The following is a 20,086-nucleotide window of genomic DNA, read 5'->3' as shown; positions in this document are numbered from 1 at the left end:
CAGAACAGAAAGGAGCGCGAACGATCCATTCAGACAGTCCGATAGGGGCTTAACACGAAAGTTTGTGCTGTTCTGCACTATACTTTTTATAAGTTATAACGATATCTACGCCTGTGGGGACGGGCGGTGAGCCCGTTCGCGTGCTCGCCAAAGGGAAATTTGGGGGATACATGCAGGTGGAAATGCCGGCCGGGAAGGGTTTTGACGTCTTTGTGGGCGTGCCCGATTATTCGGTACATTATCAATACAGACAGGGAACGATCCTGCACGAGGTGCGCGAAACCAATCTGCGCGAACTGTTCGGCAAATATGGCGACCTGTTGTGGATGAATGGCAGCCACAAATATAACGTAACCAATTTTATCGGAGAGCTTCACGATCTCCTTGATTTTCCGAGTTTTTCGGCTTTTTCAGACGAGATGCTCGACCAATTGATCGGCAAATTGCGCAAACGCGGTAATAGCAATGCCACCATCAATCGAAAGATGGCGGCCTTAAGCAAACTGCTGCGAAAGGCGAACAAGATGGGAGACGTTCACAGTCTGCCTGAATTCAAGCGCCAGAAAGAGAAAGCGGGTCGCATTCGCTTCCTCGACAGGGATGAAGAGGACCTGCTGTTTTCCGAAATCCGGGCGCATTCCGAACTCTATTACCGGTTCTGCCTCTTCCTGGTCGATACCGGCGCCCGCCTGAGCGAGGGGCTGAACCTGCGCTGGGGTGACATACATAAAGACCGCGTGACCTTTTGGGTGACAAAATCGGGACGCTCGCGCTCGGTTCCGCTCACCCAGCGCGCGCTGGCTGCCATTGAATCGTCGGATCGTCGATATTCGGGCCCGTTTGCCGAGATCGACCAGCAGCGCTTCCGCATCGCCTGGCACAACGCCAAGGATGCGGTGGGCTTTGCCGACGACAAGGACGTTGTGCCGCACGTGCTGCGCCATACCTGCGCATCCCGTCTGGTTCAGGGCGGGATCGATATCCGTCGCGTTCAGATGTGGCTCGGCCACCAGACGCTCACCATGACCATGCGTTACGCCCATCTTGCTTCGCATGATCTCGACATGTGCGTTCCGATCCTGGAGCGGGCGGCGGCGTCGTGAGTCATATTGTAATGTAAGTTGCAAAAGGGCCGGCTTTGTCCGGCCCTTGCTCTTTATATTGTGTCATTCCCTGCCTGCCCCAAAGGCGGGCTCATGGCCTCAGACCATCAGGCTCTTCAGGTCGAGCGCGGGATCGGCAATCGAGACAGGATCGACCGGCCGACCGAGTTCCAGGAGCTTCTTGCCGGTCACATAGGCCTTGGCATCGTTGATCGCATCGACGGCGATGAAGACGCCCTTGCAGAAATACCAGATCGAAAGGCTTCCCTCGCGGGTACCGGGGCGCAGCACCGTCTGATCATAGCCCAGATTGAAGCCGGCGATCTGCAGCTTCACATCATACTGGTCCGACCAAAACCAGGGCTTCGGGCGATAGGGCTCGGATCCACCTGCGATCACGGCTGCGACGGCTTCGGCCTGATCCACCGCATTCTGTACGGATTCGAGCCGTACCTGCTCCCCGTTCCATGCCTGAACGGCGCAGTCGCCCATGGCGAAGATGGCAGGGTCGCTCGTGCGGCCAAAACTGTCGACGGCGATGCCGTTCTGAACCTCAAGACCGGCATCACCCGCCAGACGATCGTTTGGGGTCACACCGATCCCGACGATGACGAGGTCGACGTTGATGACGCGGCCGTCCGAGAGCTCGGCGGCCTTCACTCTGCCCTCATCGCCGATCAAACGGGTCAGACCCGTCTTTTCGTGGATGTGCACGCCCTCGGTTTCGTGGATCGTGCGGATCGCATCCGCCGTATCGGAAGCGGCAACGCGAGACAGAATGCGGTCGGCCATTTCGATCAGCGTGACGTCGAGACCCAGCTTGCGGGCGACGGCTGCTGCCTCAAGACCGATATAACCGCCGCCGATAATGAGAAGCCGATGGCCCGGTTTCATCTCGTCGGCCAGACGATCGGCATCGGCCTTGTCGCGCATCGTATAGACGCCCTCTAGATTACCGCCGATCGCGGCCGGCAGACGGCGCGGCGTCGCCCCGGTGGCGATGGCGAGGGTCTCATAAGGGATCTCGCTGCCGTCGAAAAGCTTGACCACGCGCTTGTCACGATTGATCGCTTCGACCGGCGTCGACAGGTGGATCTCGACCCCGTTCTCGCCATACCAGGCTTCGGGCCGGAACAGCAGTCGATCGAAGTCCATGTCGCCGAGCAGATACTTCTTGGAAAGCGGAGGCCGCTGATAGGGCAGGACCGGCTCGTTGCCGACAAGGGTGATCGGCCGCTCGTCCTTCAGCGCCCTCAGCTTTGCGGCCAGAGCGAAACCCGCCTGCCCCGCCCCGATAATCACCAGTCGCTCCGCCACGTGATGCACTCCCTGCCGCATGCCGTCCAAATCAGAATCGCTGCCTGAAGACCGGCCACGATGCGATGCAGCAAGGCCTAGCTTTGTGGCGGTTTGCGGTCAAGTTGGCCTGGGGCTCGCCGGTCGAAACCGCCCATTGTAAACGGCGTGCACATCCTCGCTGATTGCTACCTAAGGCATTCCCGACCAAAAACGGCACAAACAGCCAACCGACGAAGTGGCTGGCAAATCTTGCCAATTTGAAAGCTCGTCTGGATTTTACGGTTTGCATGCAGGATCTGGTAACGGACATCGGCTAGCATGTCATTCTAACTTGACACCGTGGGAGGGTAACATGCCCTTGCAGAGGATACCGGACGCAAAATCGGACATCCCTCGGGATCAGATCTTCGAGAAATTCAAGATCGATCGCCCCGGCAAGATCGTGTTTGTCGGCCATCATCTCAGCATGGCACGGTCGCAGCGCTGCCTCATCCGGACGATTTCGCTTTATGGCGCCGATCTCGACGTCTCGCCGCATGTCCAGGTGCCGCCGAACTTCTTTCTGGAGATCCTCGGCATTCACGATGACATCGGCTGCACGCTGATCCGCCGCGAAGCCGAAAAGGTCACGGTCGGCTTCAACATGTTGATCGACCCCGAGTTCCTGCACCGTGTCGTCAGGCTTTCCTTCGAAACAAGTCACTGACATCTCGCGCCGACTGATCACCGCTTGCGCCCTCTTGCGGGCGCCAGCGCGGCCTGCGCTTGCCGGGACGTCCGTTGAAACCGAATATTCAGTATTGGTAAAATTTGAGCGATCTTATTGATGCTACTGCAAATATTAGTGCTCACAGTGTGAGACAGAAGAGTTTGGGGAGCCGGTCATGGCGATGGAAAATGCGACGCATCTGGCTGGGGTACGCTCGGAAATGTACGAGCGCAAATGGGAGCGCTTCTATGTCCGCCGGCCGGCCAAGGTGATGTCGGTTCGCCCCGGCCTCACCGGCATCACGATCCGCAGCTGCGAAGTGGTCGACATTTCGCAAGGCGGCGCTGCGATCGAACTCACGACCGCGATTGGCCTCTCCTCTCATTATTATCTGCAGATCGTCGGCCTTGCCGACCGGATCGGATGTGCCGAGGCCTATCGCAACGGCAACAGGGTCGGCGTGAAGTTCATTGCACCGATCTCCGAGCACATGTTGCACCGGATTGTCCGCGCCGACTTCATGCTTGGCGACGCCGTCAATGCACCGCTCAAGCCTTTCCAGAACGGCAACGGTGCGCGCCTCGGTCGCTGAGAAAATCTCTGCCGGCAGATGAGGTCTGATCGCCGCGGATCCGGCTTGCTTCGGCTGCGGCGGCACTTATGGTGGGCGGATCGCTCTCGACCTCCGGATGCCGCTTCGCAATGACCGCCTTCTCACGCTTCACGCCCCTCTCCGCCTCGCTCCCCGCAACCGTGCCCTTTGTCGGTCCCGAAGCCATTGAACGGCAACGGGGCCTTGCGGTTCGCGCCCGCATCGGCGCAAACGAAAGCGGCTTCGGCCCGGCACCTTCCGTGCTCGCGAGGATTGCCGAGAAGTCAGGCGAGATCTGGAAATACAATGATCCGGAAAACCATGCCCTCAAGGTGGCGCTCGCCGCGCATCTCGGACTGAAGCCGGAGAACTTCGTGATCGGCGAAGGCATCGATGACCTGCTCGGGCTGATCGTCCGGCTGGTGATCGAGCCCGGCATGCCTGTCGTCACATCGCTCGGTGCCTATCCGACCTTCAATTTTCATGTAAACGGGTTTGGCGGGCGCCTGGTCACGGCTCCCTACCGAGATGACCGGGAGGATCTCGACGCGTTGCTCGCATTGGTGAAGCAAGAAGATGCGCCGCTCGTCTATTTCGCAAACCCCGACAATCCGATGGGAAGTTGGTGGGATTCAGACAGCATCGTCGCGTTCGCCCGTGCCCTGCCTTCGACCACGCTTCTCATTCTCGATGAAGCCTATAGCGAGACGGCACCCGAAGGTTCGATCCCGGCAGCCGACGCGCTGATCGACCTGCCGAACTTGATCCGCACGCGCACCTTTTCCAAGGCCTATGGCCTGGCGGGTGCCCGCGTCGGCTATGGCATCGGCACGCCGGGCACCGTCTCTGCCTTCGACAAGATCCGCAACCATTTCGGCATGCCGCGGCTGTCGACCGAGGCGGCACTCGCGGCGCTCGCAGACCAGGGCTATCTCAACGACGTTGTCGGGCGGATCAAGGCGGCACGGGACAGGATCGCCAGCATTGCGACCGCGAACGGTCTTCGCCCCCTGCCCTCTGCCACCAATTTCGTCGCGATCGATTGCGGCCGCGACGGGGTCTATGCCCGGGCCATCGTCGACGGCCTGATGGAGCACGGTGTCTTCATCCGCATGCCCGGCGTCGCTCCGCTCAACCGGTGCATCCGGGTCTCGGCAGGACTGCCTGAAGATCTCGACCTTTTCGAAGCGGCACTGCCGAAGGTCTTGAAGACAATCGGCTGACCTCGCCACAATGAAAAAGACCGCGCCGGCCTTGTTCCTGCCGGTCGCGGTCTTTGAAAAGTGTTGGCCCTGGCCCCGTCCAAAGGTCCCCGCCACGTTCCCCACTCAGGGTTATTCTTGTCATTCTCCTGCCGCGGTCGCGGCCGGAATTCGTCAGTGCATGGTCATCCATTCGCGGGCGGCACGAAGCGCCTCGGCGAGCTGGATCTTGCTCATCGTCTGGGCGAGATCGGCGCGAAGCTCGGCGGCGCGGTCGCAGCCCTTGATCGCGGCGATGTTCAGCCACTTGTGTGCCGACACCAGGTCAACAGGGCAACCGCGGCCGGTTGCATACATCAGACCCATGTCGCGGAAGACATCAGCCCGGGTTTCGCCACCCATCGTGGCATTTTCGGAATTGTGCATTTCAAAGCGTGCCATTGGTTTTGTCCCTGTTTGCCTAGTTTCTCGGTGGTCCCTGTTTTCCCTTGCGGGCCCTTCCGAAACGGCGCCGGATCTTTGTCCGGTCATTCTCGTGTCGGTCGGGTTTGGCGGGGTTTTTCCCTGCTCGTTTGATGGGTTCACTATGCCAAACGGTCTTCAAAACTCGCTTAAAATGCATCCTTAATTTGCTGAAAACAAAGTACAAAAGCTTCGTAAACTTCGGATTCCGTTAAGCATCGCTTCCCCTGCAACCCAAGGATTTCCGCTCAAAATTTACGAAAGCTTCACGCTGACAAATCAACCGATTTTTCACCATGTTTCCCGAAGGCATTTCGCGAAAGTGCAGGATTTGCTGCGATCTGAGGCTTTCCACCGCTCGCATTTCGCGGCGGATTGCTTTTACCTTTACGTGTGCGTAAGATAATTCTTAACCGTTGGGCGGCTGCGGAGAGGACCGTCTCCGACCACGGGAGAGGACCATCATCTCGGGAGGAGAGATCAGACCATGCGTTCCATCATCATTGCGGCAGCCCTTGCGCTTTCGGCCTTCACAGCCCAGGCCGCCGAGCCCATCGAAGGCAACTGGAAAACGGCATCCGGCGCCACGGCCCAGATCGCACCGTGCGGCGGCGCCTATTGCGTGACGCTGAAGAGCGGCAAGCACAACGGCAAGCAGATCGGCAAGATGTCCGGCAGCGGCGACAGCTACAAGGGCGAGATCACCGATCCGGAAACCGACAAGACCTATGCGGGCTCCGGCTCCGTCTCCGGCAATTCGCTGAAGATGAAGGGGTGCGTCATGGCCGTGCTCTGCAAGACGCAGACCTGGACACGTCTCTGAAGCGATCGACATTCGAAAATAGCAAAGGGGCGCCGGCTACAACCGGCGCCCCTTCTGCATTCAAGGATTGATCACAGGGGCTGGCCCACATCGATGCGATTGCCATCGGGATCTTCGAAGACGAAGGCCCGCAGGCCGTAATCCTTGTCCTGAAGACGCTTCACCACCCTTAGACCTCGTTGCTGCACGAGGTCATGCAGCCGGTCGATATTCTCGACCATCATGTGGGCGATGTTGAAGTCAGCGGCCTTGTGGTTCTTTTGAAGCGTGAGATGCAGTTCGGCGTCGTCGCGCTGCAGGATCATGAAGCCGACGGGGCTACCGTTCTCGAAGACCTTTCGAAATCCAAGCAGATCGACATAGAAGGCTTGGGCCCGCTCCATGTCCTTGACGGGCAAGGTCGCGGCAATGCGCCCAAACCGGAGGGCGACGTCGTGTTTTTCTGTCATGGGTGAAACCCTGTTGCCGGACGGTGGGTCGGATGGCGACGGTGCACCAAAGGCGAGGCCATTCGGTAAGGAGAGCTGGACGGGACGGTGCCCGCCGGTTTCCATTATGTCCAGAAGCCGGAGAGAGGGAAGAGGCATTTCCAGACGCCCCGCATTTCAGTTAACCCTTCTGAATGCCAGATGAACCCACATCTCAGCCAGCATTCAGACCCGCTCCGCTATACCGGTCTCAACAGATCGGAAAGGAGCAAGAACATGGCCAAGCTGGCACGGCGTCTCACCATCATCTCTTTGAGCATGGCGCTTTTCGCCTTCATGTTCGCGCAGCTCGTCGTCAACACTCAGCCGACCGTGCGGCATCTTTCTTCGGGTCTCGTCGCAAGCTGCGCGCCGACCGGCCTCAACAGCTGCCGCCCGACCTTTTGATCGAAGCCAGGCGCGCAAGCGGCTCCGAAGAAATCTTGACGCATCCCCCATGACGTCGTTTGCTTGTCAGATTTCGTCTCCTATAATGCGCCATGAACACACGAATCCTGTCCCCAGCACCCCAGAACTCCATCAGCCCCGAGCCCTTTGCGCCTCAGGTCTTCACAGATGCGACGGCGGCCGTCGACGCGCTGACGGCGCTTTACGAGCGTAATACCAATTTCCTGATCGAGGCCTTTTCGTCTCTGGCCAAGGGCGGTCCGATCGAGGGCCGATATCGCGCCTTCTATCCGCAGGTCAGCATAGAGACGACGAGCTTCGGCCATATCGACAGCCGTCTCTCCTACGGACACGTTACCTCGCCCGGCATCTACACCACGACGATCACACGGCCGCAGCTCTTCCGGCATTATCTGAAGGAACAGCTGGCGCTTCTGATGCGCAATCATCAGGTGCCGATTACGGTGTCTGAATCAGCAACCCCCATTCCGCTGCATTTTGCCTTTGCGGAAGGCGCCCACGTCGAGGCGTCTGCCGGCGGCCTCGTCGACATGCAGCTGCGCGACATCTTCGATACGCCTGATCTCACTGTTACCGATGACGAGATCGCCAATGGCGAATACGAGCCCTTGCCCGGCGAACCGCATCCGCTGGCCCCGTTTACGGCACAGCGCATCGATTATTCGCTAGCGCGCCTGTCGCATTATACCGCGACGAGCGCATCGCATTTCCAGAACTTCGTGCTGTTCACGAACTACCAATTCTATGTGGACGAGTTCTGCGCCTATGCCCGCAAGCTGATGGCGGACGGAAACAGCGACTACACGGCCTTCGTCGAGCCGGGCAACATTCTCACCCCTTCGGGCCACTCCGAACCGATCGAAGGTGTCGCCCTTGGACGCCTGCCGCAGATGCCGGCCTATCATCTGAAAAAGAAGGGGCACGGCGGCATCACTGTCGTCAATATCGGCGTCGGTCCTTCCAATGCCAAGACAATCACCGACCATATCGCAGTACTTCGGCCGCATGCCTGGCTGATGCTCGGCCATTGCGCCGGACTTCGCAACAGCCAGCGGCTCGGCGACTACGTGCTGGCGCATGCCTATATGCGCGAGGACCACGTGCTCGATGACGACCTGCCGGTCTGGGTGCCGATCCCCGCTCTGTCAGAAGTGCAGCTGGCGCTGGAAGATGCGGTCGAGGAGATCACCGGCTATGAGGGCTTCGAGCTGAAGCGCATCATGCGCACAGGCACGGTCGCCACGATCGACAACCGCAACTGGGAACTGCGCGACCAGCGTGGCCCGGTGAAGCGGCTTTCCCAGGCGCGCGCCATCGCACTCGACATGGAATCGGCCACCATCGCCGCCAACGGCTTCCGTTTCCGCGTGCCCTACGGCACGCTGCTCTGCGTCTCCGACAAGCCGCTGCATGGCGAGCTCAAGCTGCCAGGCATGGCGACGGCCTTCTACAAGACCCAGGTCAGCCAGCATCTGCAGATCGGCATCCGGGCGCTGGAGAAGCTCGGCGCCATGCCGACCGAGAAGCTGCATTCCCGCAAGCTCAGAAGCTTCTTCGAGACGGCATTCCAGTAAGGCAGCAAGCGCAGCGGCCGGCAGAAACGACAGAATGGTGTCCGGCAGGAATTTCCTTCCTGCCGGCAATCATCTGATGGGAGCCTGAATCTCAGCGCCCAAGGAATTCGCCGCGCGTCAGTTCGTACCAGACATCGCCGTGTTCGGAACCCGGGATGGGATCGGGAAAATCGGCAAACTCCGTGCGCGTGTGTTTCATGCCGATTTTTTCCATCACCCGTCGCGAACTCTGGTTCACGGCCATCGTGGTTGCCACGATCCTTTCGTAGCCACCGCTGGTGAAGCCCCATGTGACAAGCGCCGAGGCTCCTTCCGACGCCAGTCCCTGGCCCCAGCACGCTCGGCGCAGGCGATAGCCGATCTCGGCGATCATCTCCGTTTCCGGAAACAGACAGAACCATCCGACAAACGCGCCATCGGTCGTCCTGCGTGCAGTCCACACATAAGGTTCCGTGCCTCTCGGCATCAGGAACGCCGCTTGCTCCGGATCGATCTTCTGGTGATCGACCGCGCCGCCGTTCAGAAAGCGCATCACGTCCGGGTCGCGTTCCAGCGCGATGAAATCGGCAGCGTCACTCGAGCGACAAGGAGCGAGCGTCAGGTTCGCCGTCTGCAATTGTACCATCAGGTCTCCTCGCAGGTCTTCCCGTTGCATGACGATATAGGTGGTCGACGGGAGAGCTTCCGTCGGGCAATACCTGCCCCGCCCTCACCTTTCACGCCTCGACGATCTTCGCCTCGCAGCGCACGGGAAAATTCACCGAATTGGCAATGAAACACTTCTCGTGCGCGTCGCCATGCAGGTCCAGCGCGAGTTCCGGAAAGGTGCCACGCTTGATGGTAACGGTGGGGCGAAGCACGACATCGGTAAAGCGCCCCGTACCATTGGCATCCATTTCCATGACACCTTCGGCATGGTCTTCATAAGCGATCACAATGACGCCGGAGACGGCGCAGAAATGCAGATACCAAAGCTTGTGGCAGGCCGACAGCGAGGCGAGAAAGAGATCTTCCGGGTTCCAGCGCTTGGGATCGCCGCGAAAGGCCGGATCGGCGGAGCCGAGAATATCCGGCTTGCCTTCCGCCGAGAGCAGATGATCACGTCCATAGTCGCGGTAGCCGGAGGTTCCTGTACCGGCATTACCCTGCCAGGTGACCGTGACTTGGTATTCGTGCCGCTTCTCGCTCATCGACGCCCTCCTCAGCGATTCCTCTTGCGATCTTAGTCCTCACGCACAAGCCGGACCAGCATGACCCCGGAGAGATTTTTATGGCCGGGCCTTGCATCGTACGATCTAAGATATATCGTAGATGCAATTCAAACAGAACGAGAGATGATCATGAGACATTCCCAGAGCGGCCGCGGCGAATGCGGCAATCCCTTCCACGCCTTTCGCCAGGCGATGCATGCTATGCGCAATGGCGGCCCCCAGGGCGGGCCTTTCGGCGGCCCCAGAGGGCGTGGCGAACGCCGCCGTATGTTCGACGGCGGCGAGCTGCGCCTCGTTCTCTTGAAGCTGGTCGAGGACCAGCCGCGTCACGGCTATGACCTGATCCGCGAGATCGAGAGCCTGTCGGGCGGTGCCTATGCCCCTTCGCCCGGCGTCGTCTATCCGACCATGACGCTGCTTCTCGACATGGGGCTCGCGGAAGAGCATGAGAGCGACGGCCCGCGCAAGGTGATGACCATCACCGAAGCCGGCCGGACACATCTCGCAGAGCGGGCCGACGAGGTCGCGACCGCGATGGGACGCCTGACGGCGCTTGCAAAAGTCAGCGAAAGAACCGATGCAGCCCCGGTGCGTCGCGCCATGCACAACCTGAAGCAGGCCCTGCACGACTGTCTGTCGCGCGAAACGACCACGCGCGAGACGCAATTGGAGGTCGCCCGCATTCTGGACGAGGCGGTCGGCAAGATCGAAAGGCTTTGATCATGGCAACATCGACGACAACCGTTTCCACCGAAAACGGCTGGAAATATCTGCAGCAGCTCTGCAAGCACTGGTCCCACAAGCTCGAGGTCGAGCTGGACGAGCAGAACCACAAGGCCGTGGTGAAGTTTCCCGAGGCAACAGCATCCATGCACAGCGATGCATCGAGCCTGACGGTCACGATCGAGACCGAAGATGCCGGAAAGCTCGAAACCTATCAGGGCGTGGTGGCCAGCCACCTTGACCGCTTTGCCTTCCGCGAGGCCCCCCTGCCCTTCGACTGGAAAGCGGCTTAAGCCATTCCCGACGTCACGGGTCCGCCGGCCAGAACAGTCTGGTTTTTGGATCAGTCTCCTGCGTGAGGCTGATCCCTCTGGCGGAGGATGTGCAATACGTTCTGCCCCGCCTTCGATCCCCCCAAGATAAGAACTTTCCCTGGCAACAAAACTTGCTAGAAACTCGCAACTCGGCAAGGGCGCTAGGCAATGGGGGATGCCATGAATGTGGTAACAAGGACATCGACATCTTGGTTTTCTCGTCTGGGTGGGGCACTGACGGGGGCCATATTCGGCTTCATTCTCGTCATCGTGGCAATCGTCGCGCTGCTCTGGAACGAAGGGCGATCGGTCGCGACGTATGAGTCGCTGGTGGAAGGCCAGTCGATCGTCGTCAGCACCGATGCAGCGCGGATAGACCCTGCGCTCGATGGCAAGCTGGTGCATATCGAAAGCGGCGTGGTTCCGGAGGCTGACGTCGTCGACCCGGACACGGGAATCAGCGCGAGCGGCGTGATTGGCCTGGCTCGCAAGGTCGAGATGTATCAGTGGGTCGAGGAAAAAAGCAGTAAGACCGAGAAGAAGCTGGGCGGCGGCGAAGAAACCGTGACCACCTACACCTATTCCAGGGAATGGAGTGGGGATGCGCAGGACTCCTCGAAATTCCAGGAATCTGCGGGGCATGAGAACCCCGAATTCTGGCTGCCGTCGACGGAAACGCTGGTGGAGACGGCGAAACTGGGTGCCTTCAGTGTGGAAGGCTCGCAGATTGCCTCGGCTGGCACGCGGCAAGCCTTGCCGATCACCGCTGAAACGGCAGCCGAGGCTTCCGAAGCCCTCGGCTATCCCGGCGAAGGCCGTGCCGTCACGCAGGCGCTTTATTTCGGCGCCGATGAGAAGGCGCCGCAGGTCGGGGACACCCGGGTCCGCTTCGAGAAGATCGTGCTGCCCGAAGTCAGCGTCGTGGCCATGCAGCGTGGCGATCGCCTGGCCGAATACACCACGGAAAATGGCTACACGCTCTTCCTGCTCGCCGCTGGCCGCGAAACCTCGGACAAGATGTTCGCCGACAGCCAGACCGAAAACGTCATTCTGACCTGGGTTATCAGGGCAGCGGGGATCCTGGGTTTGTTCGTCGGCTTTGCCCTGATCCTGCGGATCTTCAGCGTGATCGGTGACGTCATTCCGTTCGTCGGCACCCTGATCGGCTTCGGGACGGGTCTGATTTCGTTCGTCCTGGCGATCGCGGTCGGCGTAACGGTCATTGCGATCGGCTGGTTCGCCGTCAGGCCGCTGCTGTCGATCGGGCTGATCGTGGGCGTGGTCGCAATTATCTGGGCCTATTCCAGGTATGTCCGCAAACAGACGGCCCAGCCTGCAGCGTGACCCGCGGACGGTAGAGCACTGAGCACGCCTGGGTTCACTGAAACATCCTAGGTCAAGGTGCAACGAGATGGACGAGAGCGGCCTTGCCAAATCACATCGGGGCCGCTCTAAGCTTGTCTGACAACAGGAGGACAAGCCCATGACCGCACTCACCATCCCCGACCTTTCTGGCAAGGCCGTGCTGATCACCGGCGCATCGAGCGGCATCGGCGAGGCCCTGGCACGCGGTTTTGCCGCACAAGGCGCCCTGGTCGGCCTGCACTACAATTCGAATGCGGAAGCGGCGCATGCCATCGCCCGCGACATCGAAGCCGCTGGTGGCAGCGTCGTACTGGTGAAAGCCGATGCGGCGTCATCGGAGGCCATGGCCGAGGCCGTCGAGCATGTCGCCAAGACCTTCGGTCGGCTCGATGGTGTCATCAACAATGCCGGCAGCATGATCGCCCGCGTGCTCTATGAAGAGATGACGGACGCCCATTACGACAAGGTAATGGATGTGAATGCCCGCTCGGTGATCGCTACGACACAGGCCGCCGTGCCGTATCTGAAGCGTGAGGGCGGCTTCGTCATCAATACGACGTCGGTGGCCGCTCGCACGGGCGGCACCGCCGGCTCCGGCGTCTACGGTTCCTCGAAAGCCTTTGTCGGCGCAGTCACCAAGGGCATGGCGCTGGAATTCGGCAAATACAATATCCGCGTCAACGCGGTGGCACCCGGCGTCATCACCACCCCATTCCAGGACAAATATGCCCTGCCCGGCCAGCTCGATCAGGTGGCAGCCGCCGTGCCCTTGAAGCGCACCGGCACACCGGAGGATTGCGTCGGCGCCTATCTCTTCCTGGCGTCCTCCATGCTCTCCGGCTACATCACCGGACAGACGATCGACATCAATGGTGGCCAGTTCATGCCGTGAGGCAAAGGGCGCCGGTCTCGCCGGCGCCTCATTGGTTGGGCCGCTTCACCCCTCGCCGCGATTGTCCTTCAACCAGTCAAGGCCGTTGCGCAACTTATCAACTGCCTCGTCGATCTGCGACCGCGAGATGATCAGCGGCGGGGAGAAGAGCATGCGGTCGCCGGTGGCGCGCAGCACGACGCCGGCATTGACACACTGGTTACGGACGGAAGTGCCGGTATCGTCTGGTTTCTTGAAGCGGCGGCGGGTGGCCTTGTCGGCCGCGATCTGCACCGCACCCATCAGGCCGACGCTGACGGCTTCGCCGACGAGTTCGTGGTCGGTGAGCGAGGCCAATGCCTGGGCGAGATAGGGGCCGGTGTCGTCGCGGACACGCTCGACCAGGCCTTCTTCCTCGATGATGCGGATGTTTTCGAGCGCTGCGGCGGCTGCCACCGGGTGACCGGAATAGGTGTAGCCGTGGTAGAAGTCGCCGAGCTCGTTGACCATGACTTCCGCCACGCGATCAGACACCAGGACGCCGCCAATCGGCAGGTAGCCGGAGGACAGGCCCTTGGCGATCGGCGCGAGGTCCGGCTCGAAGTCGTAATGCTGGTGGCCGAACCAGGAACCCAGGCGGCCGAAGCCGGAGATGACTTCGTCGGCGACGAGCAGGATCTGGTACTTGGCGCAAATGCGCTTGATTTCCGGCCAGTAGGTCGACGGCGGCACGATGACACCACCGGCCCCCTGGATCGGCTCGGCAACGAAGGCGGCGACATTCTCTTCGCCGAGTTCAATGATCTTCTCTTCAAGCTCGCGGGCAACCTTCAGGCCGAAATCCTCAGGTGTCAGATCCCCGCCCTCGGCATACCAATAGGGCTGGTTGATGTGGTGGATGCCCTCGATCGGCAGATTGCCCTGTTCATGCATCCACTTCATGCCGCCGAGCGAGGCGCCGGCGACGGTCGAGCCGTGATAGGCGTTCTTGCGGGCAATGACCTGTGTCTTCGTCTCGTGGCCGAGCGCCTTCCAGTAGACGCGCGCCATACGGAACCAGGTGTCGGAGGCTTCCGAGCCGGAATTGGAGAAGAAGACCCGGTTGATCTTCGGGCCGGTCTTTTCGGCGATCTTCTGGGCGAGCAGCGTGGTCGGCGGCGTCGTGGTGCCGAAGAAGGTGTTGTAATAGGGCAGTTCCAGCATCTGGGCGTGGACCACATCGGCGATCGATTTGCGGCCATAACCGACATTGACGCACCACAGGCCGGCAAAGGCGTCGAGATACTGCTTGCCGGTCGAATCCCAGATATGCACGCCTTCCGCACGGGTGATGATCTTGGTGCCGGCCGCATTCAGCTTCTTCATGTCCGAGAAGGGATGAAGATGGTGGGCAGCGTCGATGGCACCGAGGTTGGAGACGGCGGTTACTGGCTTGTTCATCGGTCGGATCCTCGATCGGGGCAGAAGCTCTTGCTTTCACGGCCAAACATGGTCCGTGCGGCTGCCTTGCCTCGCATTGAAAGGCGGAACATTATCGGCTACGAACATGACCGTCCAAAACGCGTTTGGCAAGGCACCGATTGCCGCGTTCCTCCGGCCAAATCCGCCCAAAAAGCCAACGAGAGTTTTCCCATGACAGCACCGACCGAGGCCGCCGATCTTACCGCAGCCGACCCTTCCGCGCGCATTGAGGTGCTGCTCGTCGGCATGAATGGCGACCTCAGGGGCAAGATGATTCCGCTCAAAGCCGAGGATAAGGTCTGGAAGAACACGGTGCGCCTGCCGGCCTCGACGCAATCGCTCGACATCTGGGGCGACGACAATGACGACATTACCAAGATCTCGCTGACGCTCGGAGATCCCGATGGCATCTGCATGCCGGACAAGAACTCGCTGACGACGCTTCCCTGGGGGCCTGCCGGCTCCAAGCAGGTGCTGGCCACCATGCATACGCTCGATGGAGAGCCGCATTTCGTCTGCCCGCGCGCGATCCTCGCCAATGTGATGAAGCGCTTCGAGGAGAAGGGCCTGACGCCTGTTGTTGCCACCGAGCTTGAATTCTATGTGATGGAGCCGGATTTCCGCGAGACCGGCGTGCCGATGCCACCGAAGGCGCTGGTCATGAACGGCGAGGTCGAGGGCTACCAGCTGTATGACATGCGCGCGACCGCCGCGATGGAGGACTTCCTCGATACGGTGCGCGAATATTGCGACGACATGGGCCTGCCGGCCGATGCGACGACGGCTGAATTCGGCCCCGGCCAGTTCGAGGTCAACCTTTTGCACAAGCCGGATGCCATGGCCGCTGCCGACGACTGCATCTATTTGAAGCGCGTCGTCGATTTTGCCGCCCGCCGGCATGGTTTCAAGGCGACCTGCATGGCGAAGCCCTATGGCGATCATGCCGGCTCTGGGCTTCATGTGCATGCCTCGATCATCGACAAGGACGGCCGCAACATCCTCGACGCCAAGGGCGGCGATCCGGTGAAGCTGAAGTCGATCACCGCCGGCATGCTGAGGAGCATGCAAGATGCGCAACTGATCTTCGCACCCTTTGCCAATTCCTATCGCCGCTTCCAGCCGGGCTCCTTTGCGCCTGATAAGATCGACTGGGGTTTCGGCAATCGCGGCACCGCGATCCGCATTCCGGACAAGGACGGCCCGGCTGCCCGCATCGAGCACCGTGTTGCCGGTGCAGACGCCAATCCGCATCTCTTGCTCGCCGCCATCCTCGGCGGCATCCTGCTTGGCCTCGACGAGGATCTTGATCCCGGCCAGGTCACGACGCCGGACAGCGCGCCTGAAAACCCCGACATGCTGACCTATGATTTCCTGACCGCCGTCGAGCGGTTCCGCGCATCCGCCTTCATCGCCGACATCTTCGGGGCCGAATATCAGCGCATCTATGGCGACACCAAGCGCAAGGAGGCCATGGCCTTCCTCAGGACCGTGTCGAGCTTCGATTACCAGACCTATCTGCCGCGCATCTGACCCCTACCGAGCCACCGGAAACCTTGCAGACGCGGCCCTCGGGCCGCGTTGTCGCATTTCGGGCAGGATTTGACGCTATAATTTTATTTCGTCACAAAACGGTCACACGAAATCTTCGTGCCAAGTCACAGGCCAACCCTCCAATTTCCTCCCAAAAATTAGGGTAGCCACAAAAAATGCGGCTTGCCACCTCCGCACGAATATTCTTCTCTCCCTTTCCGTTAACGTGAACTGGGAGTTCCAAACGATGTCTATCCAGACGCGCCGGCTGCTCGGCACCTCTCTTCTCCTCACCTCCTTGATGTTTGGCGCAAGCCAGGCGCTGGCCGAAGTCGTGCTTCATCGCGGCAATTCCGGCGAGCCGCAGACGCTCGATCAGGCCAATACCTCGATCGACATCGAAGCCTTCATTCTCAAGGATCTCTATGAGGGCCTGACGATCTACGACGCCAAGGGCGAAATCGTGCCCGGCGCTGCCGAAAGCTGGACCATCTCCGACGATGGCACCGTCTATACCTTCAAGATCCGCGAAAACGCCAAGTGGTCGGATGGCTCGCCGGTGACGGCTGAAGACTTCGTCTACTCGATCCAGCGCGTCCAGAACCCGGAAACCGCCGCGAAATACGCCAACATCCTCTACCCGATCAAGAATGCCGAAAAGGCCAACAAGGGTGAAGCGAAGCTGGAAGAAATCGGCGTCAAGGCCGTTGACGAGAAGACCCTCGAAGTGACCCTTGAGCGCGCAACGCCGTTCTTCCTAGAACTTCTGGCACACCAGACCGCCCTGCCCGTCTCCAAGGCAAGCGTCGAAGAGAACGGCAAGGATTTCGTCAAGCCGGGCGTGATGGTGTCGAACGGCGCCTACAAGCTCGAGAGCCACGTGCCGAATGATAACCTCGTGGTCGTGAAGAACGAAAACCACTGGGATGCCGCCAATACCCAGATCGACAAGGTTGTCTTCTACCCGATCGACGATCAGGCCGCTTCGGTCCGCCGTTTCGAAGCCAAGGAAATGGACCTCGTCTACAACTTCTCGGCCGACCAGATCGACCGCCTGAAGGATAGCTATGGCGAGCAGGTCCGCGTTTCGCCGTCGGCCTCGACCTATTACTACGTCTTCGACACCCGCCAGGAACCCTATAGCGACGTGCGCGTCCGCCAGGCCCTCTCCATGGCCGTCGATCGCGACTTCCTGGCCGAGGAGATCTATTCCGGCGCGCAGCTGCCGACCTACTCGCTGGTTCCGGATGGTCTCGGCGGCTACGAGGCAGCCAAGGCCGACTTCGCCGAAATGTCGCAGCTCGACCGCGAAGACAAGGCGATCGAACTGATGAAGGAAGCCGGTTACGGTGAAGGCGGCAAGCCGCTCAACATCGAGATCCGCTACAACACCAACCCGAACCACGAGCGCGTGGCAACCGCTGTCGCCGACATGTGGAAGAACACGTTCGGCGCAACGGTGACGATGACCAACCTCGACGTGGCCTCGCACTACGCCTACCTCCAGGAAGGCGGCGCCTTCAACGTGGCTCGTGCCGGCTGGGTCGCCGACTATGCGGATGCTGAAAACTTCCTCGGCCTCAACGTCTCGACCAACACCTCGTTCAACTACGGCAAGTACAACAACCCGGAGTTCGACGCGCTGATGGCCAAGTCCTACACCGAAGGCGATGCCGAAGCCCGCAAGAAGATCCTGCATGATGCCGAAGTCATCCTGATGCGCGACCAGCCGATCGCTCCGCTGATGAGCACGGCGAACCTGTGGCTGGTCTCCGACCGCGTCAGCGGCTGGCAGGACAACGCAGCCAATGAGCATCTCAGCCGCTTCCTCCGCGTCGCTGAATAATCTCGTCACGTGACCGGACGACGCACGGTTCAAGCCGCGCGTCGTCCATTCAGGAGCAGGACATGACATCCTTCGTACTCCGGCGGCTGATGAGCGCCGTCCCGACGATCTTCATCGTCGTCACCATCTCATTCTTTCTGATGCGCTTTGCGCCCGGCGGCCCCTTCAATCTCGAGCGCCCGCTTCCGCCTCAGACGATGGCCAATATCATGGCCACCTACAAACTCGACCAGCCGCTGATCAGCCAGTATCTGAGCTATATCGGCAATGCCGTCACCGGCGATCTCGGTCCGAGCTTCATCTACAAGGACAACACGGTCTCCGAACTGATCGGCAAGGCCCTGCCCTATTCGATCCAGCTGGGGGGGATCGCGATCCTGGTCGCGCTCATCGGCGGCGTCCTGCTCGGGACGGTCGCAGCACTCAGGCAAAACAGCACGATCGATTTTGCGGTCATGACGTTTGCGACGGTCGGCGTGACCATTCCCAATTTCGTCGTGGGTCCGGTGCTGACGCTTCTGTTTGCCGTGATCCTCAACTGGCTGCCGGCCGGTAGCTGGGGCGACGGCTCGCTGCGTTACCTCATCCTGCCGGTGACGGCGCTTGCTCTGCCGCAGCTTGCCGTTTTCGCCCGCCTGACCCGCGGCGCGATGATCGAGGCGCTGCATACCGACCATATCCGCACGGCCAAGGCTTACGGCCTGCCCTCGCGTGTCGTCGTCGTCACGCATGCGATGCGCGGTGCGATGCTGCCGATCGTCTCCTATCTCGCACCCTGTGCCGCCGCACTTCTGACCGGTTCCGCAGTGGTGGAGACGATTTTCACCATTCCCGGCGTCGGTCGCTACTTCGTGCTCGGCGCACTCAACCGCGACTATCCCCTCGTCATGGGCACCGTCATCCTCGTCGCCGTGTTCGTGATCGTCTTCAACCTGTTGGTCGACATCGCCTATGGCCTGCTCGATCCGAGGGTTCGCAATGACTGATATCACCGCTTCCCCCCAGCCGGAGATCACCGGACGCAGCCTCGCCCAGCTCGCCATGATGCGTTTTCGACGCAACAAGGCAGCCATCTCGGGCTGCGTGCTTCTGGCGTTCGTGACCCTGTTCTCCTTCGCCGGCCCGCTGTTCGTGCCACACAGCTACGATCAGGTCTTCTCCTCCTACGTCAACGTGCCGCCGAGCCTGACTCCAAGGCCCGATCCCGAGACGCTGCAGGACGTCGCCGAAAGCGTGGCCCAGCGGGCAAGAGTGCAACTCGACAGCTTTACGGTCGAGGATGGCCGGTTTACTGCCGTGATCAGCTCGGATGGGGAAATCGATCCCCGCACGATCCGCTATTTCGATCGCAACAACGAATTCAAGAATTCGGAAGTCGTGGACCAGGCAGCGGATGGTCGAAGCCTCACCGTATCCGGCAATGTGGACCAGATCACGTTCCCCTTCGGCACCGATTCCAACGGCCGTGATCTGCTCGTCCGCGTCATGCTCGGCGGGCAGATCTCGCTCGCCGTGGGTCTTGCTGCCAGCCTCGTCTCGCTCGGCATCGGTGTCGTCTATGGCGCGACCTCGGGCTATCTCGGTGGCCGCGTCGACAATGTGATGATGCGGATCGTCGAAATCCTCTACTCGCTGCCTTTCGTCTTCCTCGTCGTGGTGCTCGTGGTCTTCTTCGGGCGATCGGTGATCCTGATCTTCCTGGTGATCGGGGCGGTGGAATGGCTGGAAATGGCCCGCATCGTGCGCGGGCAGACGCTGTCGCTCAAGCGCCGCGAATTCGTCGGAGCCGCAGAAGCGCTGGGTCTAACCGACTGGCAGATCATCCGCCGTCACATCATCCCGAACACGATCGGCCCGGTCATCGTTTTCGTCACGGTCATCGTGCCGAAGGTCATCCTGCTTGAGAGCTTCCTGTCCTTCCTCGGCCTCGGCGTCCAGGCGCCGCTTGCCAGCTGGGGCACGCTGATCTCGGAAGGGGCCGCCAGCATGCAAAATGCGCCGTGGCTTTTGATCTTCCCGGCGATCTTCTTCGTGGTGACGCTGTTTTCGCTGAATTTCGTGGGCGACGGCCTGCGGGATGCGCTGGATCCGAAGGACCGATGAGC

At 60.6% G+C, this 20,086-nt stretch carries 21 protein-coding genes; 15 read left to right on the top strand and 6 right to left on the bottom strand.

Features of this window, described 5'->3' with window-relative positions; genetic code table 11:
• The first annotated feature begins 170 nt into the window (after positions 1-170).
• Positions 171-1,103: a site-specific integrase gene (locus tag GH983_RS05480; protein WP_153761864.1), complete on the top strand. Its 933-nt coding sequence runs from the start codon at positions 171-173 to the stop codon at positions 1,101-1,103.
• Positions 1,104-1,202: 99 nt separating this feature from the next.
• On the opposite strand, the gene GH983_RS05475 is transcribed toward GH983_RS05480, so the two are convergent.
• Positions 1,203-2,420 carry an NAD(P)/FAD-dependent oxidoreductase gene (locus GH983_RS05475; RefSeq protein ID WP_153761863.1) on the bottom strand — a complete coding sequence of 406 codons (1,218 nt, stop codon included), beginning with the start codon at positions 2,418-2,420 and terminating at the stop codon, positions 1,203-1,205.
• 334 nt (positions 2,421-2,754) lie between these two features.
• On the opposite strand from GH983_RS05475, the gene GH983_RS05470 reads away from it, so the two are divergent.
• The 3 genes from GH983_RS05470 (at position 2,755) to GH983_RS05460 (ending at position 4,926) form a co-directional block, all read left to right on the top strand.
• On the top strand, positions 2,755-3,108 hold the full coding sequence (locus tag GH983_RS05470) for a hypothetical protein (RefSeq protein ID WP_054149604.1): 354 nt from the start codon (positions 2,755-2,757) through the stop codon (positions 3,106-3,108).
• Positions 3,109-3,286: 178 nt separating this feature from the next.
• Positions 3,287-3,703 (top strand): PilZ domain-containing protein, encoded by a 417-nt coding sequence (locus GH983_RS05465; protein ID WP_069041767.1) that lies wholly within the window; start codon positions 3,287-3,289, stop codon positions 3,701-3,703.
• Positions 3,704-3,813: 110 nt separating this feature from the next.
• The gene (locus tag GH983_RS05460; protein ID WP_153761862.1) at positions 3,814-4,926 is read left to right on the top strand and encodes a pyridoxal phosphate-dependent aminotransferase; all 1,113 of its coding nucleotides are present in this window, start codon (positions 3,814-3,816) and stop codon (positions 4,924-4,926) included.
• Between the two features lie 153 nt (positions 4,927-5,079).
• Here GH983_RS05460 and GH983_RS05455 read toward each other — a convergent pair whose 3' ends face one another.
• Positions 5,080-5,346 (bottom strand): sel1 repeat family protein, encoded by a 267-nt coding sequence (locus GH983_RS05455; RefSeq protein WP_006727350.1) that lies wholly within the window; start codon positions 5,344-5,346, stop codon positions 5,080-5,082.
• A 508-nt stretch (positions 5,347-5,854) separates the two neighbouring features.
• Between GH983_RS05455 and GH983_RS05450 the strand changes: the two genes are divergently transcribed.
• Positions 5,855-6,190, top strand: coding sequence for a DUF2147 domain-containing protein (locus tag GH983_RS05450; protein ID WP_054149607.1), 336 nt, complete (start codon positions 5,855-5,857; stop codon positions 6,188-6,190).
• A 71-nt stretch (positions 6,191-6,261) separates the two neighbouring features.
• Here GH983_RS05450 and GH983_RS05445 read toward each other — a convergent pair whose 3' ends face one another.
• Positions 6,262-6,639 carry a glyoxalase superfamily protein gene (locus GH983_RS05445; RefSeq protein WP_153761861.1) on the bottom strand — a complete coding sequence of 126 codons (378 nt, stop codon included), beginning with the start codon at positions 6,637-6,639 and terminating at the stop codon, positions 6,262-6,264.
• Positions 6,640-6,894: 255 nt separating this feature from the next.
• On the opposite strand from GH983_RS05445, the gene GH983_RS05440 reads away from it, so the two are divergent.
• The gene (locus GH983_RS05440; protein ID WP_153761860.1) at positions 6,895-7,065 is read left to right on the top strand and encodes a hypothetical protein; all 171 of its coding nucleotides are present in this window, start codon (positions 6,895-6,897) and stop codon (positions 7,063-7,065) included.
• 92 nt (positions 7,066-7,157) lie between these two features.
• A complete protein-coding gene (locus GH983_RS05435) occupies positions 7,158-8,660 on the top strand; it encodes an AMP nucleosidase (RefSeq protein ID WP_153761859.1) in 1,503 nt (500 codons plus the stop codon).
• 91 nt (positions 8,661-8,751) lie between these two features.
• Here the strand turns inward: GH983_RS05435 and GH983_RS05430 are convergent, their stop codons facing one another.
• Positions 8,752-9,285 (bottom strand): GNAT family N-acetyltransferase, encoded by a 534-nt coding sequence (locus GH983_RS05430; protein WP_153761858.1) that lies wholly within the window; start codon positions 9,283-9,285, stop codon positions 8,752-8,754.
• Positions 9,286-9,376: 91 nt separating this feature from the next.
• Positions 9,377-9,850 carry an OsmC family protein gene (locus tag GH983_RS05425; RefSeq protein ID WP_153761857.1) on the bottom strand — a complete coding sequence of 158 codons (474 nt, stop codon included), beginning with the start codon at positions 9,848-9,850 and terminating at the stop codon, positions 9,377-9,379.
• A gap of 150 nt (positions 9,851-10,000) precedes the next feature.
• On the opposite strand from GH983_RS05425, the gene GH983_RS05420 reads away from it, so the two are divergent.
• The 4 genes from GH983_RS05420 to GH983_RS05405 all read left to right on the top strand — a co-directional run bounded on the left by GH983_RS05420 (position 10,001) and on the right by GH983_RS05405 (position 13,165).
• Positions 10,001-10,591, top strand: coding sequence for a PadR family transcriptional regulator (locus GH983_RS05420; RefSeq protein WP_069043859.1), 591 nt, complete (start codon positions 10,001-10,003; stop codon positions 10,589-10,591).
• 2 nt (positions 10,592-10,593) lie between these two features.
• Entirely contained in the window at positions 10,594-10,887 is a 294-nt protein-coding gene (locus GH983_RS05415) for a DUF2218 domain-containing protein (RefSeq protein WP_153761856.1), read from the top strand.
• 201 nt (positions 10,888-11,088) lie between these two features.
• Positions 11,089-12,252, top strand: a complete 1,164-nt coding sequence (locus GH983_RS05410; protein ID WP_194842789.1) for a TMEM43 family protein — start codon at positions 11,089-11,091, stop codon at positions 12,250-12,252.
• Between the two features lie 139 nt (positions 12,253-12,391).
• A complete protein-coding gene (locus tag GH983_RS05405; protein WP_153761854.1) occupies positions 12,392-13,165 on the top strand; it encodes an SDR family NAD(P)-dependent oxidoreductase in 774 nt (257 codons plus the stop codon).
• 45 nt (positions 13,166-13,210) lie between these two features.
• Here GH983_RS05405 and GH983_RS05400 read toward each other — a convergent pair whose 3' ends face one another.
• The gene (locus GH983_RS05400; RefSeq protein ID WP_153761853.1) at positions 13,211-14,584 is read right to left on the bottom strand and encodes an aspartate aminotransferase family protein; all 1,374 of its coding nucleotides are present in this window, start codon (positions 14,582-14,584) and stop codon (positions 13,211-13,213) included.
• A 192-nt stretch (positions 14,585-14,776) separates the two neighbouring features.
• Between GH983_RS05400 and GH983_RS05395 the strand changes: the two genes are divergently transcribed.
• From GH983_RS05395 to GH983_RS05380, 4 genes are all read left to right on the top strand, one after another.
• Positions 14,777-16,135 (top strand): glutamine synthetase family protein, encoded by a 1,359-nt coding sequence (locus GH983_RS05395; RefSeq protein ID WP_153761852.1) that lies wholly within the window; start codon positions 14,777-14,779, stop codon positions 16,133-16,135.
• Between the two features lie 247 nt (positions 16,136-16,382).
• Positions 16,383-17,981, top strand: a complete 1,599-nt coding sequence (locus tag GH983_RS05390; RefSeq protein WP_153761851.1) for a peptide ABC transporter substrate-binding protein — start codon at positions 16,383-16,385, stop codon at positions 17,979-17,981.
• Between the two features lie 62 nt (positions 17,982-18,043).
• Complete coding sequence (gene oppB / locus GH983_RS05385) at positions 18,044-18,967, top strand: oligopeptide ABC transporter permease OppB (protein ID WP_069041774.1); 924 nt, start codon at positions 18,044-18,046, stop codon at positions 18,965-18,967.
• The gene (locus GH983_RS05380; RefSeq protein WP_153761850.1) at positions 18,960-20,084 is read left to right on the top strand and encodes an ABC transporter permease; all 1,125 of its coding nucleotides are present in this window, start codon (positions 18,960-18,962) and stop codon (positions 20,082-20,084) included. The genes oppB and GH983_RS05380 overlap by 8 nt, the downstream gene beginning before the upstream one ends.
• The last annotated feature ends 2 nt before the right edge of the window (positions 20,085-20,086 follow it).

Source organism: Agrobacterium sp. MA01, assembly GCF_009650195.1.
Lineage (GTDB): Bacteria > Pseudomonadota > Alphaproteobacteria > Rhizobiales > Rhizobiaceae > Allorhizobium.
Note: the sequence above shows the minus strand (reverse complement) of the source record. Positions and strands in the feature narration are given on the sequence as shown.

Coding starts and splice junctions, on each gene's coding strand:
- GH983_RS05455 (WP_006727350.1), bottom strand. CDS start 5,346: ATGGCACGCTTTGAAATGCACAATTCCGAAAATGCCACGATGGGTGGC.
- GH983_RS05470 (WP_054149604.1), top strand. CDS start 2,755: ATGCCCTTGCAGAGGATACCGGACGCAAAATCGGACATCCCTCGGGAT.
- GH983_RS05390 (WP_153761851.1), top strand. CDS start 16,383: ATGTCTATCCAGACGCGCCGGCTGCTCGGCACCTCTCTTCTCCTCACC.
- GH983_RS05430 (WP_153761858.1), bottom strand. CDS start 9,285: ATGGTACAATTGCAGACGGCGAACCTGACGCTCGCTCCTTGTCGCTCG.
- GH983_RS05480 (WP_153761864.1), top strand. CDS start 171: ATGCAGGTGGAAATGCCGGCCGGGAAGGGTTTTGACGTCTTTGTGGGC.
- GH983_RS05420 (WP_069043859.1), top strand. CDS start 10,001: ATGAGACATTCCCAGAGCGGCCGCGGCGAATGCGGCAATCCCTTCCAC.
- GH983_RS05395 (WP_153761852.1), top strand. CDS start 14,777: ATGACAGCACCGACCGAGGCCGCCGATCTTACCGCAGCCGACCCTTCC.
- GH983_RS05380 (WP_153761850.1), top strand. CDS start 18,960: ATGACTGATATCACCGCTTCCCCCCAGCCGGAGATCACCGGACGCAGC.
- GH983_RS05440 (WP_153761860.1), top strand. CDS start 6,895: ATGGCCAAGCTGGCACGGCGTCTCACCATCATCTCTTTGAGCATGGCG.
- GH983_RS05425 (WP_153761857.1), bottom strand. CDS start 9,850: ATGAGCGAGAAGCGGCACGAATACCAAGTCACGGTCACCTGGCAGGGT.
- GH983_RS05465 (WP_069041767.1), top strand. CDS start 3,287: ATGGCGATGGAAAATGCGACGCATCTGGCTGGGGTACGCTCGGAAATG.
- GH983_RS05460 (WP_153761862.1), top strand. CDS start 3,814: ATGACCGCCTTCTCACGCTTCACGCCCCTCTCCGCCTCGCTCCCCGCA.
- GH983_RS05435 (WP_153761859.1), top strand. CDS start 7,158: ATGAACACACGAATCCTGTCCCCAGCACCCCAGAACTCCATCAGCCCC.
- GH983_RS05400 (WP_153761853.1), bottom strand. CDS start 14,584: ATGAACAAGCCAGTAACCGCCGTCTCCAACCTCGGTGCCATCGACGCT.
- GH983_RS05405 (WP_153761854.1), top strand. CDS start 12,392: ATGACCGCACTCACCATCCCCGACCTTTCTGGCAAGGCCGTGCTGATC.
- GH983_RS05445 (WP_153761861.1), bottom strand. CDS start 6,639: ATGACAGAAAAACACGACGTCGCCCTCCGGTTTGGGCGCATTGCCGCG.
- GH983_RS05410 (WP_194842789.1), top strand. CDS start 11,089: ATGAATGTGGTAACAAGGACATCGACATCTTGGTTTTCTCGTCTGGGT.
- oppB (WP_069041774.1), top strand. CDS start 18,044: ATGACATCCTTCGTACTCCGGCGGCTGATGAGCGCCGTCCCGACGATC.
- GH983_RS05415 (WP_153761856.1), top strand. CDS start 10,594: ATGGCAACATCGACGACAACCGTTTCCACCGAAAACGGCTGGAAATAT.
- GH983_RS05450 (WP_054149607.1), top strand. CDS start 5,855: ATGCGTTCCATCATCATTGCGGCAGCCCTTGCGCTTTCGGCCTTCACA.